The organism is Halomonas icarae, assembly GCF_009901955.1.
Classification (GTDB): Bacteria; Pseudomonadota; Gammaproteobacteria; order Pseudomonadales; family Halomonadaceae; genus Halomonas; species Halomonas icarae.
In genome coordinates this window covers 1506402-1528622 of sequence record NZ_WUTS01000001.1, presented here as the reverse complement: position 1 = coordinate 1528622, position 22221 = coordinate 1506402, and the positions used below count along the sequence as shown (strand labels likewise).

Below are 22221 nucleotides of genomic sequence, written 5' to 3'. Positions count from 1 at the left end.
ATGTATAGGCTGGTAGGCTAATCGTCGAAAAGGGTCATATACCGGGCGAACAATCAGTTATTGGAGGTGTGACGGTCATGAAGAAGATCGATATAGATATTGTTTCGGATATTGCCTGCCCCTGGTGTGCCATCGGCTATGCTCGGCTGGAGCTGGCCATGCAGCGGCTGGCGTCAGAGTTCGCGTTCACGATTCGCTGGCATGCCTTCGAACTGAATCCTGAGCAGAGCGGAGAGGGGGAGCCGATCCTGTCGGCGCTGGCGCGCAAGTATGGGCGCAGCGAGGAGGAGATGCGCGCGAGCCAGGGCCGGATGATGACCATCGCGAAGGAGCTCGGCATCAACTTCGCGAAGCTCCAGGAGCGACGCTCCTGCAATACCTTCGATGCCCACCGGTTGGTGAAGTGGGCCGGTGAGCAGGGCGAGGCCACCGCCATGAAGCAGGCGCTGTTCGAGGCCTATTTCGGCAGGGCGGAAGATGTCTCGGACCATGAGATTCTTGTCCGTTGTGTTAACGCCGCGGGGCTGGCGCCGGAAGGCGCCCGGGAAGTGCTTGAGTCGGCGCAGTATGCCGATGCCGTGCGCGAGGATGAGGCCCGCTATCAACATGCCGGTGTCTCGTCCGTGCCGGCCTACATTATCAACGAGAAGTACCTGATTGCCGGGGCTCAGGAGCCAGAAACACTGGTGAGCGCGCTGCAGGAGATCGCCGCGGAGTCGCCTTAGTCGGCCAGGTCAGGCCACCTCACCGCCAAGGCCATGAGGTGACGGTCTTATCAGCAACCGGTCAGCACCGGTACCCATTCCGGTAACTGTCTCGGCATCTGCTGCCTCGTAAAGGAAACGACGCCCTGCCGGGGATGACCGGCAGGGCGTCGCTGGTTTTACGGGTGCCGCAGGACGGGGCTCAGCGGCCGCCGAATGCCTCGGGCATGATCGTCTGGGGCAGGATCAGGAACAGGTCCGGAATCAGGATGCCGGCCAGAATAATCAGCATCACCAGCCCGATCAACGGCAGGATGGCGACGAAGGCTCTGGGGGTGGAGACCTCGCCGATCTGGCTGGCGATCAGCAGGCAGATGCCGTAGGGCGGCGTCACCAGGCCCAGGGTCAGCGACAGGATCACGATCAGCGCCATGTGGATCTGGTTGATGTCGGCGGCCACGCAGATGCTCTGAATGATCGGCAGGAAGATGATCACCGCGGTGACCGGGCTGAGCACGGTACCGATGATCAACATGAAGGCCATGATCATCAACATGATGCCGATGCGAGCGTCGGTGACCGAGAGGATGAAGCGGGCCACCTCGTCGGCAATGCCCAGATAGGAGATCAGCCAGCCCATGATGCCGGCGGCGGCCACGGCGAACATCGGCAGCGAGTAGGCGATCACCGACTCGGCGAGGATGCCGGGCAGGGCGCGCAGGCGGATGGCGCGGTAGAACACCACCGCCAGCAGCAGGCCCACCAGCACCGCCACCGAGGCCGCCTCGGTGGCGGTGAACACCCCGGCGGTGATGCCACCCAGCACCACGATGGGCAGGATCATCGGCGGGGCGGCGACCAGACCGGTGCGGGCGACCTGGCGCAGCGAGAACTCGCTTTCCGCCTGCAGATTCAGCCGCCGGGCCACGCTGTAGGCGTAGCCCATCTGGGCCAGTCCGATCAGCAGCCCCGGTACCACGCCACCCAGGAACAGCGCGCCTACCGAGACGTTGCCGAAGGCACCGTAGATCACCATCAGGATCGACGGGGGGATGATGCCGCCCAGCACCGAGGAGGCGGCGGTCAGCGCTACCGCGAATGGCGAGGGGTAGCCGGCCTTCTTCATGGCCGGGATCAGCACCGCGCCGACGCTGGCCGTGTCGGCGGCCGCCGAGCCGGAGAGGCTGGCGAACATCATCGACACCATGACGTTGATATGCCCCAGGCCGCCGCGGATATGGCCGACGGTGCTGTCGGCGAAGCGCAGCAGACGATCGGTGATGCCGCCGTCGTTCATCAGCCGGCCCAGCAGCAGGAAGAAGGGGACCGCCAGCAGCGGGAAGGAGTTGATGCTGGCGAACATCTGGTTGACCACCGAGGTCAGCGGAATATCGAGCTGCCAGATGGTGATGATGGAGGCCAGGCCGATGGCGAAGGCGATGGGGACGCTCAGCGCGATCAGCAGCAGGAAGCTGGCGATAAGCGTGACGATGGGACTCATGAGCAGGTGCTCTCCTCGGCTGTGGTGGACGGCGAGGCGGGTCGACCGATCAGGGCGCGAACATCCTCGTGGAGCACCTCGAGGGAGAACAGCGCCATGGCCACGCCGGCGATCGGCATCGCCATGAAGACGTAGGCCATGGGGGTGCCCAGCGATACCGAGCGGCGCCCCCAGCCCATGTCGGTGAGGATCTGACCGTGGACCACCAGCACATAGATCAGCGGCAGGCAGGCCAGGCCGCCGAACAGGCGCAGGGCCCGATTGGTGATCGCGAAGCGAGGGGGCAGCATCTCGATCACATAGTGGCTGCGCCGGCGTAGTGCCACCGCGGCGCCCAGGAAGACCGACCAGATGAAGCAGGCCATGGCCACCTCGTCGGACCAGGCCACCGAGATCTTCAGATAGTTGCGTGCCAGTACCTGATACAGAATGGTGGTGATGAAGACCGCGAACAGGGTCCCGCTCACCAGCAGGAACAGGGTTTCGATAAGGTTGTTGAGTCGCCGCATGTCGTGTTGCTCTCCCGAAACGACACGACCGCGGCGGCATGCCGCGGCCGTGTCGGCACTGTTACAGCTCGCGAATCAGTGTCAGCAGGTCGGACACGCCACGCTCGGCGGCATATTCGTCATGCAGCGGTACGCTGGCATCGATGAAGGCCTGCTTGTCCACCTCGGTGACGGTCACGCCCTGCTCCTTCAGGGTGTCGATCAGGGCGGCGTCGTACTCCACCCCCTTTTCGGTACCCAGCTCGCCGGCCCGCCGGGCGGCGGCCAGCACGATCGCCTGGTCCTCCTCGGAGAGGCGCGAGAAGCTGCGCTCACCGATGGAGAAGTGGCTCATCATCACCTGGTGTTCGGTCTTGGCGTGGTAGGGCGCCACCTCGTAGAGCCGGCTGGAGTAGAAGCCGCTGATGGTGCTCTCGAAGGCACCGATGACCCCGGTCTGCATGCCGGTGTAGATCTCGGTCCAGGGCAGCGAGGTGGTCAGTGCACCCACCGCCTGCCACATCTTGGCGTCCAGCTGCGAGCCGGTGATGCGCATCTTGACGTCATCCAGGTCGGACGGCTCGGTGACCGGCCCGGTGTTGGTGCTCAGGTTGCGGGTGCCGCCGCCGGTCAGGGCCAGCAGCTTGAGGCCGGTACCGGTGCTCTCCATCTCTTCGGCAAAGTGAGCGAATACCGCCGAGTCGGGGGCGGTCGCCGCGCGGAAGGCGTCCATGTCGTCGAACAGGTAGTTGAGACTGAAGATCTCGAAGTCCTGCACGTAGGGGGCGATGTTCTGCACCCCGCCGATGATCATGTCGGTGGTGCCGATGCGGATCTCGTCGACCACGGTCTGGTCGTTACCCAGCTGGCCGCCGGGGAAGATGTCGACGGTGATGCGCTGGTCGGTCGCCTCCTCGACCTCGGCCTTGAAGGCCTCGGCGGCATCGACCCAGGGATGAGGAGCGCTGACCACGGTGGCCAGGCGCAGCTTCTGGGCCAGGGCGGGGGAGGCGGCCAGCAGGGTGGCGGCGGAGAGCAGGGTAAGCTGGGTGAGACGTGTTGTTATGGCCATCAGAGGGGCTCCATTGGTCGTCAGTGGGGAGTGCGCCGGCAGGCCGGCGCGGGTGTTGTTGTTTCTCAGCGGGCGGCCACCGGCTCGCCCAGGGTGTGCATCAGGCGATTGGCCCAGCCAAACAGGGTGGTCGCCAGGGTCAGATCGAGAATCTCCAGCTCGTCGAGGCCGGCCTCGCGCAGGCTGGCGATGTCATCGGCGCCGACCTTCGGCGGGCATTCGGACAGGCCCACCGCGAAGCGCAGGATGGCCTGCTGGCGGGGGTCGAGCCGGGCCTTCTCGCCGTGGAAGAAGATCTCCTGCATCACGGCATCATCGCCAGTCAGCTGGTTGTAGCGCTGGGCGTGCACCGCGGCGCAGTAGATGCAGCGGTTCACGAACGAGGCGGCCACGGCACCCAGTTCTCGCTCGGCACGAGACAGGCCGTCGGGGTCATACATGATGCCGTTGAACAGCGCCGTGCGAATGCGCAGCGACTCGGGGTCGTGGGCCAGCACCAGCACATAGTCGGAGACCTTGGTATTCGACGGGGTCTCCTTCAGGGCCTCACGCTGGGCCGGGGTCGCATTGTCGAGATCCACCGGGGTCAGGTGCGGACGCCACTGGGGCACACGGGTGGTGAACTTGCGGATCACACGGCTCATGTCGGCTCTCCCATCACGGCCAGCACCGCGGCCACGCGCAGCTGGTAGTTGACGAAGGCGACCAGGCCCGCCAGGCGCACGATATCGCTTTCGGCGATGCCGGCCTGCTGAAGGCGCTGGATATCCTCGGGGCTGGCATCGCGGGGCGACTCGGTGACGAGGTCCACATAGGCGACGATGGCCGTGAGCCGAGCGTCCTCCGCCGGAGGCTGGGCGCCGGGCGTGGCCAGCGCGGCCAGCTCGTCAGCGGCGTCCTTTTCGGCGAGCAGGGCGGCGTAGTGCTCGGTCAGCCCGGCCTGCTGACAGACCCGCGCCATGCGGCAGGCCAGCACGGCGCGCTCGGCGTGTGACAACCCGCCCGGATCCTCGGGCAGCAGGGCGGCCTCGTAGGAGGCCTGGGTGCGACTCATCAGCGCCTGGCGCCGTGCCAGGGCGTCGCCCAGCGGGCCCTGGGCCGTCGCGACGCCGGCGGCCTGCTCGAGTACGTGCTGCGGGGTCGAGTCCGCGGCGTTAAAGGAAGAGGTCATGACGACTCCTTGTCGATAACGGGGCAATGATTCACTGGGGAAAGGCTCACTGGACAATCGTTCACGGGGCAGTGGTTCACCGAGCGCGGCGTCAGGGCAACGGTTCGGGCTGCCACTCGTCGCCGAGCAGCTCGGGGGTGTCGTAGGCCTGCAGGGTCTGCCAATGGGTCTCGATATCCTCCCGATAGAGCTGGGCGGCGATGGCGCTGGCCAGCCAGCTGGCGCCCTCGCTGATGCCGGGGATATCACCGCTCACCTTGCCCATGCTCAGCGAGGCGCCGTAGTTGAAGCAGTGAATGTTCTTGAGCCAGGGAGCCGTGCCGGGTTCGCGTTCCTGGAAGGCGAAGTCGCGACCCACGTAGGGGAAGTTGCCCAGCTCGGCGTGCTCGAGTTCCGCGGGCGGACGGTAGCGATCCTTCCACAGCAGGATGCGATCGGCATAGCCGGCCAGCTCGGTGCGCGCCATGGGGTCGATCTCGAAACCGGTACCCAGGATCAGGAAGTCGCAGCGCAGCGCCTTGCCCTGGGAGGTCTCGATGACGATCTCGTCGCCCTCCATGCGCGTGGCGGTGACGCCGGCATTGAAATGAAAGTGAGCGTTGGAGTGGCGGCTGACGCGCAGGGTCGAGCCGCGGGGCGGCGGCGTCTGGGTGACGAAGGAGTAGTGCATGAAGCGCCAGCGCCACGCGTCGGGCAGGTCGGCGTAGCCATGGGTGAAGCCGAACGAGCCGATGCCCATCATCTTGTTGACGGTCGGCATCGCCGGCCGGCGAATCAGATGGCGGACCTCCCGGGCACCGTGCTCGAGCGCCTCGGCGGCGTTGTCCACCGCCGAGGCGCCGACGCCGACCACCACCACTCGCTTGTCGGCCAGGGTGGCGAAGTCGATCTCGTCGGCGGAGTGGGCCCAGACGTGGCGTGGCAGCGGGTCGACGAAGGTCGGGATCTTGGGGCCGCCGGTGCCTTCCCGGCCGGTTGCCATGATCAGCTTGCGGGTGAGCAGTGGCTCGTCGGGGGCGTTGCGGCCGGAGAGCTCCAGCTGCAGCAGGTCGCCCTCGGGACGCACATGCTCCACCGTTACCTCGTTATCGATGGGTAGGTCGAGCACCTGGCGATACCAGCGCAGATAGTCCATCCACATCGGGCGCGGGATCTTGTCCAGCGTCTCCCAGGCGTCGCTGCCGAACTGCGCCTCGTACCAGGCACGAAACGTCAACGAACCCATGCCGTAGCTGGGGCCGGGCAGCGTCTTGGGGGAGCGCAGCGTCTCCATGCGTGCATAGTCCAGCCAGGGCCCTTCATGGCCCGCGGGACTGCGATCAAGGATGCGAATGTTGCGGATGCCGCCGGAGAGCAGGGCAAAGGCGGCCACCATGCCGCACTGCCCGCCACCGATGATCACCACATCGTGGACGTGCCTGCCACTGGCGGTGTGCCGGGAGGGCACCCAGTTGGCGGCGGGCAGGTTGAGACACGCCAGGTCGTGGCGTACCCGGGCATTGAGCTGGTCGAGGCCGGCGGTGGCGAAGGACGGCGTCTGGGTCATGGGATCATCTCGTCTTGGGCGGAAGCGGCCTCGTTGGACTCGTGCGGCCACCAGAACCAGCGCAGCGCTTCCTCTTCGGCGCAGGGGCTCGTTGGCGGCTCGATGACTGACGTGCGGGCGTGCTCGACCAGCGCCCGGGCCTGTGCGAAGCACTCGGCGAAGTCCGGCGGAGTCGTTTCAGGGTGGGGGGCAACGGGGCTCAACAGAGCGCTCAGCGAGGGCGTTTCGCCTGGCACCTGTGCCTGGCGAGCACGCCAGGTACCACTCTGCACGTCGACACGATAGAGCCGCATCAGCACGGCGGCATGACGGGCGATAAATTCGACCGCGTCGATAATATAGCAAGCCGTCTCACTGTTAAAGAAGTAATTAAAACCGAGCCTTACCCAGCCTGGACGGAATAAGCTTTTTCCCTTATGGACTAATTCGGCATGCTGCCGGGCCTGGGTGTCGTCGATGTTCAGCAGGGCGTGAGCATAGGGGCCGGCGCAGGAGCAGCCACCGCGAGCCTGGATACCGAACAGGTCGTTGAGCAGTGCCACCACCAGATTGTGGTGCAGCATCCGCGGCCCGGCCGAGAGGTTGAATGAGAGGATGCCCAGACGCGGCGTGTGCTGGGGCCCCAGGAGGTGCAGGTTGTCGAGCCTCGACCAGCGCTCCATGGCCTGTCGGGTCAGTGCCGTCTCGAGCTCGGCGATGTGTGTAGCACCCACCTGCTGCTTGAGCGTGAAGACCAGTCCGGTGCGGATATTTTCGACGATGCCAGGGGTGCCCCCCTCCTCGCGTCGCTCGGGGTCGCTGACGTAGTGATGTTCGCCTTCGGTCACATAGGAGACGGTGCCGCCGCCGGCCACGCCGGGTACGGTGTTGCGGCACAGGGCACGATCGATGACCAGCACTCCGGAGGTGCCGGGGCCGCCGATGAACTTGTGGGGCGACAGGAAGATGGCATCGAGATGATCGTTGGCCCCGGGGGCACTCTGTGCCATGTCGATCGGCACATAGGGGCCCGCGGCGGCATAGTCACAGGCCAGGATGCCGCCGTGGCGGTGGACCAGCGCGGCCAGTTGGCGTACGTCGGCCAGCACGCCGGTGACGTTGGAGGCCGCGGAGAAGGCCGCCACCTTCAGAGGCCGCTCGGCATGGGCCTGCAGCGCGTGCTCCAGTGCGGCCAGGTCGGGCAGGCCGTCGGCATCCAGGGGGATGCGTACCAGGTCGGCATCCGCCTCGCGCCAGGCCAGATCGTTGGAGTGGTGCTCGAAGGGGCCGATGAAGATCACCGGGCGTGCCGCCTTGGCAGGCCGGTGCAGGCCAGGGAGGTCGAGAATGCGCGAGAAGCGGTCGATGGCCGCGGTGGCGCCGGCACCGGCGAAGATGACCGCATGCTCTGGGCCGGCCCCCACTCCCTCGCGCACGGCCTGGCGGGCCGCCTCGCGCAGCCGGGTGGTGCGCATGCCGGTGTAGGAGGTCTCGGTATGGGTGTTGCCGTAGTCGGGTAGCACCGTCTCCTGAATGGCCCGCTCGATCATGTGCAGGGCACGGCCCGAGGCGGTGTAGTCGGTGTAGACCAGCGGGCGCAGCCCGAAGGGGCCGGGAATGGCTCGCCCCTCGCCGATGATGTCGTTGCGAATGCGCTCGACCCACTCACTGGCCCGAGGGGAGAGGGAGGGCGTGGGTGCGCTTGACGTGTTCCATGGAGAAACAGGATGTGACATTGCTCAGCTCGATTCTTGAAATGAGTCGCTTGTAGAAGGCATCGAAGGACTGGTTGTCACGGGTGATGACCTTGAGCAGGTAGTCGTACTCGCCGGCCAGGCGATTGACCTCGATGATCTCATCGAGCGCCTGGGTGGCCGCCTGAAAGCGGTCCAGCCAGGCCTGATTGTGCTTGTCGGTCTTGATCATCACGAACACGGTCAATCCGAGGTCCAGCTTCTCGGGGTTGAGTACCGCGACACGCCGCTCGATGAAGCCTTCCTTTTCCAGGCGCTGGATTCGCCGCCAGCAGGGGGTCGGCGACAGGCCGATGCGATCTGCGATTTTCGCAACGGATAAGCTAGCATCGCGCTGAAGTTGATCAAGTATTTTGGAGTCGAAGCTGTCAATTGGCATTTTTATTTCTCTTTTGTGCTGTTTGTAAGAATTTTATTCCATCCAATGAGGGCCGTGACGTCAAGTGACGATATTGCCGACACGTCGCCATGGACAGCCGCTGGCTTCACGGTCCACTCTAGTGAGCTGTCCAAGTTTGCATGCCCAGGAGGCCCGCCATGTCCGATAACCCCAAAGATCTTCGCCGCCACTCCGCCCAGGTGGTGGATGGCCCCGGCAAGGCGGCCAGCCGGGCCATGTTGCGGGCGGTCGGCTTTCAGGACGAGGACTTCGCGAAGCCCCAGGTGGGAGTCGCCTCGACCTGGAGCAACCTCACCCCCTGCAACAGCCATATCGACGAGCTGGCGCGTCACGCCAGCGACGGGGCGGACAGCGCCGGCGGCAAGGGGGTGATCTTCAACACCATCACCATCTCCGACGGCATCGCCAACGGTACCGAGGGCATGAAGTATTCGATGGTGTCGCGGGAGGTGATCGCCGACTCCATCGAGACGGTGGCCGGCTGCGAGGGCTTCGATGGCCTGGTGGCCATCGGTGGCTGCGACAAGAACATGCCCGGCTGTCTGATGGGCCTGGCGCGCCTCGATCGTCCCAGCGTGTTCGTCTACGGCGGTACCATCCAGCCCGGCAAGAACCACACCGATATCGTCTCGGTGTTCGAGGCCATGGGCGCTCACAGTCGTGGCGATATCGATCTGATCGAGCTCAAGCAGATCGAGGAGACCGCCATTCCCGGCCCCGGTTCCTGCGGCGGCATGTATACCGCCAACACCATGGCATCGGCCATCGAGGCGCTGGGCATGAGCCTGCCGGGCAGCTCGGCTCAGAACGCCGTCTCCAACGACAAGCGCGAGGATTGCGAGGCGGCCGGTGCCGCGGTGCTCGAGCTGCTCGAGCGCGACCTCAAGCCCTCGGACATCATGACCCGCCAGGCCTTCGAGAACGCCATCAGCGTGGTGATCGCCCTGGGCGGTTCCACCAACGCGGTGCTGCACCTGACCGCCATGGCGCGCACCATCGGCGTCGAGCTGTCACTTGCCGACTTCACCGAGATCGGCAAGCGCGTGCCGGTGGTGGCCGACCTGCGCCCCAGTGGCCACTACATGATGAGCGAACTGGTGGCGATCGGTGGCATCCAGCCGCTGATGAAGATGCTGCTCGATGCCGGCCTGCTGCACGGCGATTGTCTGACGGTGACCGGCAGGACCCTGGCCGAGAACCTCGCCGATGTGACCCCCTACCCACAGGACCAGCAGATCATCGCGGCGCTGGATGCACCCATCAAGGCGGAGAGTCATCTGCGTATCCTGCACGGTAACCTGGCGCCGGAAGGGGCGGTGGCCAAGATCACCGGCAAGGAGGGCACGCGCTTCGCCGGCACGGCGCGGGTGTTCAACTCCGAGGAGGAGGCCCAGAAGGGCATCAACGATGGCAGCGTGGTGGCGGGCGACGTGGTGGTGATCCGCTACGAGGGGCCGCGAGGCGGCCCCGGCATGCGCGAGATGCTCACTCCCACCTCGGCGATCATGGGCCGGGGGCTCGGCAGCGAGGTGGCGCTGATCACCGACGGGCGCTTCTCCGGCGGCAGCCATGGCTTCGTGGTGGGCCATGTGACCCCCGAGGCGTTCGACGGTGGTCCCCTGGCCCTGGTGGAAGATGGCGACCGGATCACCATCGATGCCGAGGCCGACACCATCGACGTCGCCCTCACCGTCGAGGAGCTGGAGCGCCGCCGCGCCGCCTGGCAACAGCCGGCCCCGCGCTACACCCGTGGGGTGCTGGCCAAGTACGCCCGGCTGGTCAGCTCGGCGAGCACCGGGGCGCTGACCGACCTCCCTGAGTAGCGTCGGTCGGCGTCAGGGCTCGCAGCTGGCGGTATGCCGCAGGCGTAGCCGGTTGCGTAGGCGGCGAGCCAGGATATCCACACCGATATTGAGCAGGGCGGTGATCAGGATCAGGATCATCGCCCGGTCGAAGCGGATCTCCTGGATGGCGCTGTCGACATGGAAGCCCAGGGTGGCGATGCCGAGGATGCCGAGGATGGCGGTCTCGCGCATGATGATCTCCCAGCGGTAGAACAGCAGGGCCAGGAAGGGGCCGTAGAGCCGCGGCGTCAGCTCGAAGGCATAGCGCTCGATGCCGTGGGGAGCGTCGGCGCGCAGGGCGATCGCGTTGCTGCGCTGGCCCACCAGGTGGCCGATGATGCCGCCGTTGTGGATCGCCAGCGCCACCACCGCCGGCAGCATCGACGGGCCCCACAGCTGCAGCAGGATAAAGGCCAGCAGGTATTCCGGGGTCGAGCGCAGGACCACCAGCACGCCGTGACCCAGCGCACCGCGTACCCGGCCGCTGGCGTGGCGTCCCGTGAAGTGCTGCGAGACCAGCGGATAGAGCATGAGCGCCAGCAGCCCGGTCGCCACCAGGGCGATCTGGGTCAGCAGCAGGGTGTTCCAGATGCCCGGCAGCGCCTCATCGACCAGCAGGTTCCCCAGCCAGGGAACGAGCCCGGCGACCCCGTCGCCCTGGCGCAGTGGCTCGGGAACGATGTCCTCGGTGAAGAAACGCGAGACGCTCTGCCAGCGAATCGGCAGGCCGTCGCCGAGCAGGAAGGGGGCGGCCAGCAGGTAGAGCGGCAGCAGGCGCGGTCGGACCCAGAGCCTGAGGGTGCCGATCAGCCCATAGAACAGCAGCAGCAGCGCACCCACCGTGGTGTAGTGCCCCTGGGCGAACGAGGATTCGAGGTAGAAACCCAGGGTGGGCATGCCCACGAAGCCCAGCACGGCGCTTGAGCGCAGGCCGCACTCCAGCCGGTAGGCGGTGTAGGTCACCAGGTGGGGCAGTGCCTGGCTGAAACGGGTGTAGAGGAGAGCCGAGACCATGCCGCTGCCGTGGGGAATCACCTTCGACGGCTGGGGGTCGCTCTCGTCGAGAATCTCGGCATACACCTTGGCGAAGATGCCGGCATAGGGGATGGCGATGGCGAGCACCCCGGCCAGTGGGTGCAGGCCGAAGAACTGCAGGAAGATCAGCGCCCAGAACAGCTCGTGAATGGCGCGGACAAAGGCGCAGGTGGTACGTACCGCGCGATGCTGAAACAGCAGCGCCAGCAGCAGGCCTGCCGCGGCGCCTGCCCCCACTCCGACGAAGGCGAAGGCCAGGGTGCGCACGACCGCCGTGCCGAGAAAGTCCACCGCCGTGAAGTCCGGATGGATCAGCCCTCGCATCAGGCGGCCCAGCTCCGCCCAGGGGTCGTGGGCGCTGATCTGGAGGTCGGCCAGGGCGAGGCAGGCGATGGCCAGCACCACCAGAGCCAGGCTGGTGCGTACGGTTTTCGATTGCCACATGGTCAGTAGATCACCAGCAGATCCTGAGCCTTGAGTCGGTGGCTGGCCTCGTCCAGGGCGATCCTGCCATCGGCAATGCCCACCACGCGGTCGGTAAAGCGCAGGGCCAGCTCCACGTCGTGCAGGGCCATCACCGAGGTGGGGTAGGCCTCGCCCAGGGCGGTCAGCACCCGCTCGGCCAGCGGGCCGTCGAGCGCCGATATCGGCTCGTCGGCCAGCAGCAGATCGCCCCGCTGGTGGATCGCGCGGGCGGCCGCGACGCGCTGGCTCTGGCCGCCGGACAGCTCGCCGGCCGCGGCCCAGCACTTGTCGGCGATATCGAAGCGTTCGAGCAATGGCATGATGGCGTCGATATCACGGCGGAAGGGGCGCGCCAGGGTGACCAGGTTGTACCAGGTGGGATGCCGGGCGAGCCCGCCCATATAGACGTTGTGGAACACGCTCAGCGAGGGCACCAGGCCCAGCTGCTGGGGCATCAGGGCGGCACCGTGATGGCGCCAGCGCTGCTGCATGACGCCGAGCAGTGTCGACTTGCCGGCGCCGCTCCTGCCCACCAGGGCGACTCTTTCGCCGCGGGCAAGTGTCAGATCGAGCGGGCCGATCACGCGCTCCCCGCCGTAATCGGCCACCACATCCGTGAGAGCCAGCGAGGTCATCAATCGAGGATGTCGAGGCGCTGACCGACCTGGCGGATGATCTCGTAGTCGTCATTGTCCACCGGGATAAAGCCGGAACGCGGGAAGCTCTCCAGCAGGGCGGGGTCATCCATGCCGAGCAGCGCCTGCTGGACGCGATCGGCGAAACCCTCGCCGAAGCGCTCGTCGACGTCGCCACGGATCGTCCACTGGTAGTCGGGATAGGCCGGGGTCTCCCATACCACCCTGACGCTGTCGGTATCGATATTGCCGGCGTCGAGCTCGTTCTCCCACACGGTGTAGTTGAGGGCCCCCAGCTGGTAGGCGCCGGAGGCGACCAGCGAGGCGGTGCGGCTGTGGTTGCCGCTGAAGCCGACCCGGGAGAAGACCTCCTCGGGTGCCTCGCCGAAGGCCTCGCGCAGGTAGTGTTCGGGCATCAGGCGACCGGAGGTGGAGACCTTGGCGCCGAAGGTGAAGGTCATGTCGCGCATGGCCTCGACCAGCCCCGCGCCCTCTTCCAGGCCGGTGCTCTCGTGGGCGATGAAGTAGGTCCGGAACTCGGCGTCCTCGACGCCCTGGGCCAGGGCTCGGGAACCGGGCACGCGCTCGCGGGCCTGGACGCCGGAGAGGCCGCCGAACCAGGCCAGTTGCACCTGGTCGTTGCGAAAGGCGGTGACCGCCGCGGCATAGGACTTCACCGGCACGAAGCGGACCTCGACCTCCAGCTCGTCGGCGAGATAGTCGGCGATCTTCTGGAAGCGCTGCTGCAGGCGTGTCTCGTCCTCGTCGGGAATGGCGGTGAACACGAAGGGGGCAGCAGCGGCAAGCGAGGTGACAAACAGCAGTGGCAGAGCCACGGGCAGCACGAGAGCGAGGCGTCGGAGCATGGGGGGATCCCGGTCGGAAATGGTCCGTCGCCATGATACCAAAAAACACCGGGCGTCCGATGTTGGTGCGCCCGGCTATCGGGTCGAGAGGATGGGACGGCGCTTCACTCTCGGAAAGGGTGAAGCGCCGTTCCTCAGGCCTCGATACGGGAAACCCGAATCGGCAGGCCCTGACGCACGGAGGCACCGCTGACGCCCTCGAGCCAGGTGCCGGCGACCTGGCGAGTCGGGTCGGCGAAGCCCAGGTCGTTGATGTTGACGCCGGCGCCGACCCACTCATTGCCGGAGAAGGCTTCACCGTCGATGAGGTGCTGGCTGGCGCCCAGCTCGGTGTGGCCGTAGCTGTGCTCGATGCCCAGGGCTCCCTTCATCACGCCGTCGCTGACCAGCGCGAGGGCGGTCAGGGTGCCGCCGGGACTTTCGATGCGCACCGTATCGCCATGCTGGATACCGTGACGAGCCGCGTCCTCGGTATGCAGCAGCACCGGGTTGTAGGGCTTGATCATGCGCAGGCGCTCCAGGCCGATGGCGTAGGAATTCATGACGTTGGACTTGTAGGAGAACGCCAGCAGCGGCCACTCCTCCTCGGGGTAGACCTCGCGCATCAGGCGCCCGTCGGCCATCTCGGCCTTCTGGAAGCGGGGGGTGCCGGCCAGGCGCTTGCCGGTCTGGCTGTTGATGGCGGTACCCACCCTGGGGTTGTAGACACACAGCGGCCGTGACCAGGCGTGGCCAAGCTTCTTGTTACCCTTGTAGGCGGCGCTGTGCTCCTCGAAACGTCCGCCCCGGGCGTAGAGATAGGCCACCGGGCCGCGTTCGTTTTCCGGCAGGGTGCGCTCGAGCTTGCCGAGCAGCGGCTCGATGCCGCCATGCCGAATATCGCTGTCGCTCGCCGCGGGCAGCGGTTCGCCCTGGTAGGCAATATTGGCCGCCGCGCGCAGGAAGAAGTCCTCGGCGCGGTTGAGCGGATACAGCTTGCCGTCGGCGCCGGGAATGGCTTCGTCGCCGAAACCGGGCAGTCCCAGCCGCTTGGCCGTGGCGATGAAGAAACTCTCCATGCTGACCGGCTCACCCTCCGCGGTCTTCTGCTGACGCGGCTCGACGATGGGCCAGCAGGCGGTGGTCATCCTGGTCAGGGTGCCGCTCCAGGCGCCGGTGAACCCCCATACCTCGTACATCACCGAATCCGGCACGATGTAGTCGGCATAGCGGTTGGTCTCGTTGATGAAACCGTCGATGGCCACGTAAAGCCCCAGGTTGCGAGGATCCTTGAGCTTTTCTCCGATGGTGCTCTCGAGACCGGCCTGACCGTAGAGGGGGTTGGCCATGCAGCCGATCACCGCCTTGATCCTGTAGGGGTAGCCATCCAGCGCCGAGGAAAGCTGCTCGGTGAGAATGGGCGGTGCCAGCGAGCGCCACGGTGCCTTGGCCGGATAGGGGTTCTCGCCGGCTGCCACCTTGCGCTTGTATTCCGAGGTGCTCTCGTAGGCAAAGCGGCTGCGCGACACGAACACGCCCCGGGGGCCGCGCTTGCCGGGAAAGTCCGACAGGTCATAGCGCGGGCCGCTGCCGGTGCCGTTGAACTTGCCACCGCCCAGGGCGGCGCCGCCCTGACGGTTGAAGCTGCCCGCCAGCAGATTGAGCATCATGATGCCGTAGGCGCCGTAGAAGCCGGTGGCATTCATCATGCCGCCGTGAGTGTCGACCACGGCGTCACGGCCGTAGGCGGCGAAGCGCTCGGCGATACGCTGAATGAGGCGGGCATCAATGCCGCAATGTTCGGCGTACTCCTCCAGAGTGTACTCGTTGGCCGCTTCGCGCAGCTTGGTCAGGCTGCTCTTGACCCGGAGAGTGCCATCCGGGCCCTCGATGTCACGCTCGACGAACAGCATCGCCCTCCGCACCTCGGCGCTGGGCCTGAGCTCGCCGTCGGCGTCCACCACCAGCAGGTCGTCGACATCGCTGTCGGCCTCGGCCCGGCCCAGGTCGGAGAGGCGCAGGAAGTGACCCTGGCGCGGATGGCCGTCGGTCTCGATCACCAGGTGAGTGGCGTTGGTATGGCCGCTCTCGTCGGCCGCTTCGGCGGCCTGAGGGCTGGGGATGGCCAGATAGTCGGCGGCGTAGGCCTCATGCTCGATCAGCCACTGGATCATGGCCATGGCGAAGGCGGTGTCACTGGCCGGACGAATCGGCACCCAGCGGCTGCGCTCGCCGGCGGCGTGTGATGCCGCCGCGTTGAGGCCCGGGTCGATGACGATATAGTCCAGGCTGCCGGTGGCGCGCGCCTCGGCCAGCAGCCGGCCCTGGCGCTTGAAGGGATTGCCCGCCTGGCTGGGGGCGGTGCCGATGAACAGGGCAAACCTGGCGTTGGTGTAGTCCGGCTTGACGTGCGCGTTCTTGGCCAGGTCGTCCATCAGTGCGCCGGAGCCCATGCGAAACGCCAGGCCGCAGTAGGAGCCGTGATGGCCGTAGTTGCGGGTGCCGAAGGCGTTGAAGGCGAAGCGCTTGAGCAGCGCCGAGCGGCCGTAGTCGGTGGCCTCCATCATCAGCAGCTGATTGGCCCTGGGGCCGTATTCGGGGTTGTCCGGGTCGATCAGCTCGTCATGGTTGTGGATGGCACGCAGGCCGTCAACGTGGCCCTCACTGAACAGATCACCCCCCTCGCAGACCTCCTCGATCAGGCGCTCGAAGGAAATGCGCTCCCAGCGCCGCTCGCCACGGCCGCCGACCCGCTTGAGGCAGTCGGTGACTCGGTGGGGGCCGGTCATCTGGGCAATCATGGCGTTGCCCCGGGCGCAGGCGGTCGAGCGTCCGGCCAGGCCCTGCTCCTGATAGGCGCTGACGCTCTTCAGCGCATCAACCACCGGGGTGTGCATCGGCAGGTGCGGGTCGGAGGAGAGCGGGTGATAGGGGTTGCCGATGGTACGCAGTACCTCGTCGCTCTCGTTGTCGAGACGCACCCGCACGCCACACTTGGTGGTGCAGCCGTAGCAGACGGTGAAGGCGGTGCGCTGATCGGGGTTCAGCGTCAGTTCACCGCTTTCCAGGTCGACCCGGTACTCCGGCGCCAGGGCGTTGCCGTAGATGTGATGATCCGGCTTCTCGCCGGCGCTGCCGGTCACCCCCTTGGCCATCTTGGCCAGCGGGCCGGAGTAGCCGGCGGCGAAGGTGGCCGCGCCGCCGGCGGCGACGGCACCCTTGAGCAGGCGACGACGTGACTTATCCATGGCTGGGGGCTCCTTCAAATGATGCGGAGATGGAAGTGGCCTCGGGCGCGGTGGCGACAGGCTCTGCCTGCGGATCGCTGGAGGCCTCGCGCCAGGGCACGAACAGGTCGATCAGCATTACGGCAGTCAGCCACAGGCCGAAGATGCCAATGATGCCGAGCAGGCCGTAGGAGCCGAAGGCGACGTGATAGTCGTGGAAGCCGGCGCTGTTGCGGGCCACGGTCTGGACGTTCATCAGCACCACCCAGCGGAACATCCAGGCGACGTGCAGGGCCAGCAGGCCGAGAATCCAGCCCATGGCCTTGCGGCGCGCCGGTGAGCGGCGCATGACGAAGGCCAGGGTGGCCAGCAGTCCACCGGCGATGCCGCCTTCGATGGCGGTGCTGCGCCAGGCGGCGCTCTGGCTGACCGAATCCAGCGCGGCGGCCACCGAACCCGAGACGGCGTTGACGCCGTCGAGGAACCAGGTCAGGGCGATGAAACCGGTGACCACGCAGGCGCCGACCAGGATGGCAAGCATCTGGCGGTTGGTGTCAGGATGACGGATGGATGTGATGCGGTTGAGCACCAGAATCAGGCCACAGCCGCCGATCACGCCGGTGGCGACGAACATCGGCGGCAGCCAGTTGGTGTTCCACAGCGGACGCCCCTTGACGATGGCCACCTCGAACCCGGTGTAGAGCATGATACCCAGCGAGGCGACCAGTGCTCCTGCGCCGACGAGTGCGAGCACCGCACGCGGCGCCTGCCACTCGCCCCAGGCCAGCCATCCTGCCACGCGGGAGAACCAGCCATCGTTCTGGTGGCTGCGTGCCTTGAGGGCAGGACGCCAGGCCAGCCAGGCCAGCAGCACCACGGCACCAAGATATATCGGCAGCAGGAAACTGCCGAGCGACATCCACGACCAGGGTGTCGGGTGGGCGTAGAAGTGCCAGAAGCGCAGCGGCTGGTGCAGATCGGCCAGCAGGGCAACGGGGGCCACCAGGGTGGTGGAGACACAGGCCAGCAGCGCGATGCGTGCGGTGGTCATCCACGCCTGCTTGCCCAGGATCAGCCCCGGGGCGGCCAGCCATAGCGTCGAGTAGGAGAGGGCGATCAGGAAGAAATACTGGACCGCCCAGGGATACCAGGCGATGCCGTAGCGCGGCACGACGACTTCAGTGACCAAACTCATAGCCCACCTCCTTGCCATCCATTCCCAGCACATCCCAGATGCCCGCCTCGGCCTGGGGGCGAGTGGTGAAGCGCTCGTCCATGCCCAGGTAGAAAACCTGCGGCAGGGTGTTCCTTTCCGGTTGCAGCACCATCAGCTGCTCGCGGTGCTTCTCGATCAGGCGGCTGATTTCGCTGTCGGGGTCTCGCATGTCGCCGATGATCCGCGCGCCGCCCACGCAGGACTCCACGCAGGCCGGCAGCAGGCCGGCTTCCAGGCGGTGGGCGCAGAAGGTGCACTTGTCGGCGGTCTGGGTCTGCTCGTTGATGAAGCGGGCGTCGTAGGGGCAGGCGTTGACGCAGTAGGCGCAACCGACGCAGCGGTCGCTGTCGACCACCACGATGCCGTCCTGGCGCTGGTAGGTGGCCTGCACCGGGCAGACCGGCACGCAGGGCGGGTTCTCGCAATGGTTGCAGAGGCGGGGCAGCATGAAGGTCGCTACCTCTCCGCTGCCTTGCTCCTCCACTTCGAACTGCGACACCACGGTGCGGAAGTTGCCCAGTGGAGCGGCATTCTCGATATGGCACGACACGGTACAGGCCTGGCAGCCGATGCACTGGCGCAGATCAATCAGCATGCCGTAGCGCTTGGTGGGGTCGCCTTCGCGCCGCGGTGGCTGGTCGTTGATGCCGGCGTTGGCGACGCCTGCGAGCGGGATCAGAGCGGCCCCCGCACTCAAGCGGGCCAGTTGGCCGAGAAGGGTGCGGCGTATGGGGTCCATGGCGCCTCCGGCAGCCTGTGGTGAGCGGGAGCTTCCGTATGAACAAGGGGAAGGCTGATACCACTAGGCTACCGGCGACCAAGGTCGAGGCGCTTGATGTCGGTCAAGGTTTTATTAGCAGGCGATTAATTTTGGCTTAATGATTCATTAAAATATTGATAGATATAGACTTTATTTTGAAATGCCAGCCATAAAAAACGCCCTGCTCAGGGCAGGGCGTTCGCTGTTCGGGGGAGGGTCATCGATCGCGTCGTCAGTGGGTAGCCCCCTGCTCAGCCACCGTGCGGTGGACGAGGCGTAGCTCATCGATCGAGAGGTGCTCCAGCTTCCCCGCCAGGAGGTCGCTGATTTTCTGCATCGGTAGCCCGGCGCGGCGTGCGATCTCGCGGCTGCCGAGGTCTGACACGGCGATCAGCCGGGTCACGATGCGCATGAGGCGTGTACGTTGTTCCAGGTCCCTGACATCGAGGTCAGGGCTGCTTCGCGGAGGGTCCAGGAGTTCCGCGGGTCGGGACTGTCGTGCCGTGCTCATGATGCTCCATTAGGCGGTTGCGACAGAGACACTATGGCGACTCGTTGCCGTTTTTTCCAGTGGCGATTGCCTACGGCTTTGGTGGGGGGTAGTGGGGAACTGTCGACGAATGTCTACCCCAGGTATGTGGCACGACTATTGCTGTGAGCCGTGGGCTTCTCTATTTTGTCGACGTTAATTCAAAACAGAATTTTTTCCTTAAAACGATAATTTTCGAGGATCCCCATGACTCAAGATGTCGAGACCTCTCAGGGCCAGCTCTCGCGTGTGCTGGCTCGCAAGGACGTTCTCGCCCTGGCCTTCGGGGCCATGATCGGCTGGGGTTGGATCGTGCTGACCGGCAGCTGGATCCAGTCGGCCGGCAGCCTGGGGGCGATCACCGCCTTCCTGCTGGGCGGGTTGATCATCGTGCTGGTGGGCCTGACCTACGCCGAGCTGGCCTCGGCGATGCCCCAGGTCGGTGGCGAGCACGTCTATAGTTATCGCGCCCTTGGCCACTTCGCCTCCTTCCTGTGCACCTGGGCGATCACCCTGGGCTATGTCAGCGTGGTCTCCTTCGAGGCCGTGGCGCTACCCACCGTGGTGGAGCACCTGTTTCCCGGCTACGCGGTAGGGCACCTGTGGACCATCGCCGGCTGGGAAGTGAAGGCCACCTGGGTGGCGGTCGGTGTCATCGGCTCGCTGCTGATGATGTGGATCAACTATGTCGGCGTGCGCACCGCGGCACTGGTCCAGAAGGTGGTGACCCTGTTGATCCTGGCAGTAGGCGTGATGTTCATTACCGGGGCCCTGTTCCAGGGCAGCAGCGATACCATGCAGCCGCTGTTCAGCGTCGAGCAGGGCGTGATGGGCGGCATCATGACGGTGATCATCATGGTGCCGTTCATGTTCGTCGGCTTCGACGTGATTCCCCAGGCCGCCGAGGAGATCAACCTGCCGTTTCGCGAGATCGGTCGAGTGCTGATGATTTCGGTGATCCTGGCGGTGTTCTGGTATGCCTTCATCATTCTTGGCACCTCCCTGATGCTCGACCCCGAGGCGCTGGGCGAGAGCTCGCTGGCGGTACCGGACGCCATGCAGGCGGTCTTTCAGGCGCCCTGGGCGGGCAATCTCATGATCCTGGCGGGTATCGCGGGGATCATCACCAGCTGGAATGCCTTCTATATCGGCGGTTCGCGTGCCATCTACGCCCTGGCGCACTCCGGCATGCTGCCGGCCTGGCTCGGCAAGCTGCATCCGCGCTATCGCACGCCCACCAACGCCATCCTGGTGATGGGGGTGCTCTCGGCGATCGCACCCTTCCTGGGCCGTCCGGCACTGGTATGGCTGGTGGTGGCTGGCGGCCTCGGGATCGTGATTGCCTATCTGTTCGTCTCGCTCTCCTTCGTCGTGCTGCGCCGTCGCGAGCCCGACATGGAGCGCCCCTTCAAGGTACGCCACGGCAAGCTGGTCGGGGCCCTGGCGGTACTGCTCTCCCTCGGGCTTTCCGCCATGTATCTGCCGGGCAGCCCCTCGGCACTGTCGGCCGTCGAGTGGATGCTCTTCGCCGGCTGGATGCTGCTTGGCCTGGCCCTCTATGCCTGGTCCCGTGTCCGCTACGGTGTCGCCTACAGCGACAGGATGATGCAGCGTGAGCTGGCCGGCGGTGACCCCTACTCGGGACGTTGACGCCCTCCTGCACGAGTAGGCCTTTGAAGTCTGTTTTTCGCCTCGGCCCCGTGGCGGGGCGATGTCGTGTGTGTTCCGCTTGCGTGCCCTGTTGGTGTGCCCTGTTGGTGTGCCCTGTTGGTGTGCCCTGTTGGTGTGCCCTGTTGGTGTGCCCTGTTGGTGTGCCCTGCTTGTGTGTCATGGGGCGGATATCGGCAGGGAAAGTCACAGCGTACGATCGAGCAGGCGCGCCTCAATAAAAATTATAAAAACAAATACAGTTGACGATATTGAAAAGTATCGATATTTTGTCTGGGCAATCCGATATCCCCTGGAGTCCCTGACATGACCGTGCTGAGCCAGCTTCCCCAAATCGCCATGCCTCTGCCCGCCGATATCCGCGGCTTTACCCTGGCACCTTCTGCCCAGTCCCCGCGTCTGCTGCAGCTGACCATTTCCCGCGAGGTGGTCGAGGCCTTCCTCGCGGCGGTCAGCGAGTGGCCGGTGCAGGCGCTGGAGTACAAGTCGATGCTGCGGTTTCGGGTCGCCAGGATTCTCGATGACCTGTGCGACAACACCCTGCAGCCGGTGCTGATCAACACCCTGGTGGATCGTGACACCGGTGGCTTCCAGGTGGTGCCGGAAGGTCTGGATGATGTCGAGCAGGCCGATGACATGGTCAAGCTGGCCACCGCCGTGGCTCACCTGATGGGACGTTCCAACTTCGATGCCATGAGCGGGCAGTACTATGCGCGCTTCGTGGTCAAGAACGTCGACAACTCCGACAGCTACCTGCGCCAGCCGCATCGCGTGATGGAGCTGCACAATGACGGCACCTTCGTCGAGCAGGACACCGACTATGTGCTGATGATGAAGATCGACGAGCAGAACATGGAGGGCGGCAACTCCCTGCTGCTGCACCTGGACGACTGGGAGGAGCTGGAGCGGTTCTTTGCTCACCCGCTGGCTCATCGCCCCATGCGCTGGACGGCGCCACCCAGCAAGAACGTGGCCCGTGACGTCTTCCACCCGGTGTTCGATGTCGACCGCGAAGGTCGCCCGGTCATGTCCTATATCGACCAGTTCGTGCAGCCCAGGGACTTCGAGGAGGGCAACTGGCTGACCGACCTCTCCGACTCCCTGGAGAACAGCCCGGGCATTCTCTCGGTGCCCAATCCGGTGGGCAGCTTCCTGCTGATCAACAACCACTTCTGGCTGCATGGTCGCGATCGCTTCAAGCCGCATCCGGACCTGCGTCGCGAGCTGATGCGCCAGCGCGGTTACTTTACCCACGCCAAGACCCTGCGCGATCCGCGCCAGGTGTAAGCGTGTCCGGGATCAACGGGTTACCCTGACGAGGCCACGCCGTGGAAACGGCGTGGCTATTCTATTGCTGGAACGAGACTGACTGCTGGAGCGAG

At 65.7% G+C, this 22221-nt stretch carries 19 protein-coding genes; 4 read left to right on the top strand and 15 right to left on the bottom strand.

Translation table 11 applies throughout. From position 1 onward, the window contains the following. Positions 1-77: 77 nt before the first annotated feature. Positions 78-725 (top strand): DsbA family oxidoreductase, encoded by a 648-nt coding sequence (locus tag GRB80_RS07135; RefSeq protein ID WP_161423059.1) that lies wholly within the window; start codon positions 78-80, stop codon positions 723-725. Between the two features lie 181 nt (positions 726-906). Here the strand turns inward: GRB80_RS07135 and GRB80_RS07130 are convergent, their stop codons facing one another. The 8 genes from GRB80_RS07130 to GRB80_RS07095 all read right to left on the bottom strand — a co-directional run bounded on the left by GRB80_RS07130 (position 907) and on the right by GRB80_RS07095 (position 8594). Beyond that, positions 907-2205 (bottom strand): TRAP transporter large permease, encoded by a 1299-nt coding sequence (locus GRB80_RS07130; RefSeq protein ID WP_132042061.1) that lies wholly within the window; start codon positions 2203-2205, stop codon positions 907-909. Continuing rightward, positions 2202-2714, bottom strand: coding sequence for a TRAP transporter small permease (locus tag GRB80_RS07125; protein WP_161423058.1), 513 nt, complete (start codon positions 2712-2714; stop codon positions 2202-2204). The genes GRB80_RS07130 and GRB80_RS07125 overlap by 4 nt, the downstream gene beginning before the upstream one ends. A gap of 61 nt (positions 2715-2775) precedes the next feature. Further along, complete coding sequence (locus tag GRB80_RS07120; protein ID WP_161423057.1) at positions 2776-3765, bottom strand: TRAP transporter substrate-binding protein; 990 nt, start codon at positions 3763-3765, stop codon at positions 2776-2778. 65 nt (positions 3766-3830) lie between these two features. After that, positions 3831-4409 carry a peroxidase-related enzyme gene (locus GRB80_RS07115; RefSeq protein WP_132042064.1) on the bottom strand — a complete coding sequence of 193 codons (579 nt, stop codon included), beginning with the start codon at positions 4407-4409 and terminating at the stop codon, positions 3831-3833. Continuing rightward, the gene (locus GRB80_RS07110) at positions 4406-4936 is read right to left on the bottom strand and encodes a CMD domain-containing protein (RefSeq protein ID WP_161423056.1); all 531 of its coding nucleotides are present in this window, start codon (positions 4934-4936) and stop codon (positions 4406-4408) included. The genes GRB80_RS07115 and GRB80_RS07110 overlap by 4 nt, the downstream gene beginning before the upstream one ends. A 91-nt stretch (positions 4937-5027) precedes the next feature. Beyond that, complete coding sequence (locus GRB80_RS07105) at positions 5028-6482, bottom strand: NAD(P)-binding domain-containing protein (RefSeq protein ID WP_161423055.1); 1455 nt, start codon at positions 6480-6482, stop codon at positions 5028-5030. Continuing rightward, positions 6479-8197, bottom strand: coding sequence for an aminotransferase class V-fold PLP-dependent enzyme (locus tag GRB80_RS07100; protein WP_202597181.1), 1719 nt, complete (start codon positions 8195-8197; stop codon positions 6479-6481). The genes GRB80_RS07105 and GRB80_RS07100 overlap by 4 nt, the downstream gene beginning before the upstream one ends. Continuing rightward, positions 8127-8594: an Lrp/AsnC family transcriptional regulator gene (locus GRB80_RS07095; RefSeq protein WP_202597180.1), complete on the bottom strand. Its 468-nt coding sequence runs from the start codon at positions 8592-8594 to the stop codon at positions 8127-8129. Before GRB80_RS07095 ends, GRB80_RS07100 begins: the two co-directional genes overlap by 71 nt. Positions 8595-8752: 158 nt before the next feature. Here GRB80_RS07095 and ilvD point away from each other — a divergent pair, with 158 nt between their 5' ends. Next, positions 8753-10438, top strand: a complete 1686-nt coding sequence (ilvD, locus tag GRB80_RS07090) for a dihydroxy-acid dehydratase (protein WP_161423054.1) — start codon at positions 8753-8755, stop codon at positions 10436-10438. A 12-nt stretch (positions 10439-10450) separates the two neighbouring features. Here ilvD and GRB80_RS07085 read toward each other — a convergent pair whose 3' ends face one another. From GRB80_RS07085 to GRB80_RS07055, 7 genes are all read right to left on the bottom strand, one after another. Continuing rightward, on the bottom strand, positions 10451-11938 hold the full coding sequence (locus GRB80_RS07085; RefSeq protein ID WP_161423053.1) for a PhnE/PtxC family ABC transporter permease: 1488 nt from the start codon (positions 11936-11938) through the stop codon (positions 10451-10453). A 2-nt stretch (positions 11939-11940) separates the two neighbouring features. After that, a complete protein-coding gene (locus tag GRB80_RS07080) occupies positions 11941-12594 on the bottom strand; it encodes an ATP-binding cassette domain-containing protein (protein ID WP_161423052.1) in 654 nt (217 codons plus the stop codon). Further along, positions 12594-13460 (bottom strand): putative selenate ABC transporter substrate-binding protein, encoded by an 867-nt coding sequence (locus tag GRB80_RS07075; RefSeq protein WP_161423051.1) that lies wholly within the window; start codon positions 13458-13460, stop codon positions 12594-12596. The genes GRB80_RS07080 and GRB80_RS07075 overlap by 1 nt, the downstream gene beginning before the upstream one ends. Before the next feature lie 134 nt (positions 13461-13594). Next, positions 13595-16687 (bottom strand): molybdopterin dinucleotide binding domain-containing protein, encoded by a 3093-nt coding sequence (locus tag GRB80_RS07070; RefSeq protein ID WP_161423050.1) that lies wholly within the window; start codon positions 16685-16687, stop codon positions 13595-13597. Further along, positions 16680-17861: an NrfD/PsrC family molybdoenzyme membrane anchor subunit gene (gene nrfD, locus GRB80_RS07065; RefSeq protein WP_161423049.1), complete on the bottom strand. Its 1182-nt coding sequence runs from the start codon at positions 17859-17861 to the stop codon at positions 16680-16682. Before nrfD ends, GRB80_RS07070 begins: the two co-directional genes overlap by 8 nt. Then, the gene (dsrO, locus tag GRB80_RS07060; protein WP_161423048.1) at positions 17845-18621 is read right to left on the bottom strand and encodes a sulfate reduction electron transfer complex DsrMKJOP subunit DsrO; all 777 of its coding nucleotides are present in this window, start codon (positions 18619-18621) and stop codon (positions 17845-17847) included. The genes nrfD and dsrO overlap by 17 nt, the downstream gene beginning before the upstream one ends. 253 nt (positions 18622-18874) lie before the next feature. Next, positions 18875-19153, bottom strand: a complete 279-nt coding sequence (locus GRB80_RS07055) for an XRE family transcriptional regulator (protein WP_132042074.1) — start codon at positions 19151-19153, stop codon at positions 18875-18877. Positions 19154-19378: 225 nt separating this feature from the next. On the opposite strand from GRB80_RS07055, the gene GRB80_RS07050 reads away from it, so the two are divergent. Continuing rightward, on the top strand, positions 19379-20821 hold the full coding sequence (locus GRB80_RS07050) for an APC family permease (RefSeq protein WP_161423047.1): 1443 nt from the start codon (positions 19379-19381) through the stop codon (positions 20819-20821). 324 nt (positions 20822-21145) lie between these two features. Continuing rightward, positions 21146-22126 carry a glutarate dioxygenase GlaH gene (glaH, locus tag GRB80_RS07045; protein ID WP_161423046.1) on the top strand — a complete coding sequence of 327 codons (981 nt, stop codon included), beginning with the start codon at positions 21146-21148 and terminating at the stop codon, positions 22124-22126. Positions 22127-22221 lie beyond the last annotated feature (95 nt).

What these genes read in the sequence shown, in the direction of transcription:
- GRB80_RS07135 (WP_161423059.1), top strand. Translation starts at nt 78, where the DNA reads ATGAAGAAGATCGATATAGATATTGTTTCGGATATTGCCTGCCCCTGG.
- GRB80_RS07130 (WP_132042061.1), bottom strand. Translation starts at nt 2,205, where the DNA reads ATGAGTCCCATCGTCACGCTTATCGCCAGCTTCCTGCTGCTGATCGCG.
- GRB80_RS07125 (WP_161423058.1), bottom strand. Translation starts at nt 2,714, where the DNA reads ATGCGGCGACTCAACAACCTTATCGAAACCCTGTTCCTGCTGGTGAGC.
- GRB80_RS07120 (WP_161423057.1), bottom strand. Translation starts at nt 3,765, where the DNA reads ATGGCCATAACAACACGTCTCACCCAGCTTACCCTGCTCTCCGCCGCC.
- GRB80_RS07115 (WP_132042064.1), bottom strand. Translation starts at nt 4,409, where the DNA reads ATGAGCCGTGTGATCCGCAAGTTCACCACCCGTGTGCCCCAGTGGCGT.
- GRB80_RS07110 (WP_161423056.1), bottom strand. Translation starts at nt 4,936, where the DNA reads ATGACCTCTTCCTTTAACGCCGCGGACTCGACCCCGCAGCACGTACTC.
- GRB80_RS07105 (WP_161423055.1), bottom strand. Translation starts at nt 6,482, where the DNA reads ATGACCCAGACGCCGTCCTTCGCCACCGCCGGCCTCGACCAGCTCAAT.
- GRB80_RS07100 (WP_202597181.1), bottom strand. Translation starts at nt 8,197, where the DNA reads ATGTCACATCCTGTTTCTCCATGGAACACGTCAAGCGCACCCACGCCC.
- GRB80_RS07095 (WP_202597180.1), bottom strand. Translation starts at nt 8,594, where the DNA reads ATGCCAATTGACAGCTTCGACTCCAAAATACTTGATCAACTTCAGCGC.
- ilvD (WP_161423054.1), top strand. Translation starts at nt 8,753, where the DNA reads ATGTCCGATAACCCCAAAGATCTTCGCCGCCACTCCGCCCAGGTGGTG.
- GRB80_RS07085 (WP_161423053.1), bottom strand. Translation starts at nt 11,938, where the DNA reads ATGTGGCAATCGAAAACCGTACGCACCAGCCTGGCTCTGGTGGTGCTG.
- GRB80_RS07080 (WP_161423052.1), bottom strand. Translation starts at nt 12,594, where the DNA reads ATGACCTCGCTGGCTCTCACGGATGTGGTGGCCGATTACGGCGGGGAG.
- GRB80_RS07075 (WP_161423051.1), bottom strand. Translation starts at nt 13,460, where the DNA reads ATGCTCCGACGCCTCGCTCTCGTGCTGCCCGTGGCTCTGCCACTGCTG.
- GRB80_RS07070 (WP_161423050.1), bottom strand. Translation starts at nt 16,687, where the DNA reads ATGGATAAGTCACGTCGTCGCCTGCTCAAGGGTGCCGTCGCCGCCGGC.
- nrfD (WP_161423049.1), bottom strand. Translation starts at nt 17,861, where the DNA reads ATGAGTTTGGTCACTGAAGTCGTCGTGCCGCGCTACGGCATCGCCTGG.
- dsrO (WP_161423048.1), bottom strand. Translation starts at nt 18,621, where the DNA reads ATGGACCCCATACGCCGCACCCTTCTCGGCCAACTGGCCCGCTTGAGT.
- GRB80_RS07055 (WP_132042074.1), bottom strand. Translation starts at nt 19,153, where the DNA reads ATGAGCACGGCACGACAGTCCCGACCCGCGGAACTCCTGGACCCTCCG.
- GRB80_RS07050 (WP_161423047.1), top strand. Translation starts at nt 19,379, where the DNA reads ATGACTCAAGATGTCGAGACCTCTCAGGGCCAGCTCTCGCGTGTGCTG.
- glaH (WP_161423046.1), top strand. Translation starts at nt 21,146, where the DNA reads ATGACCGTGCTGAGCCAGCTTCCCCAAATCGCCATGCCTCTGCCCGCC.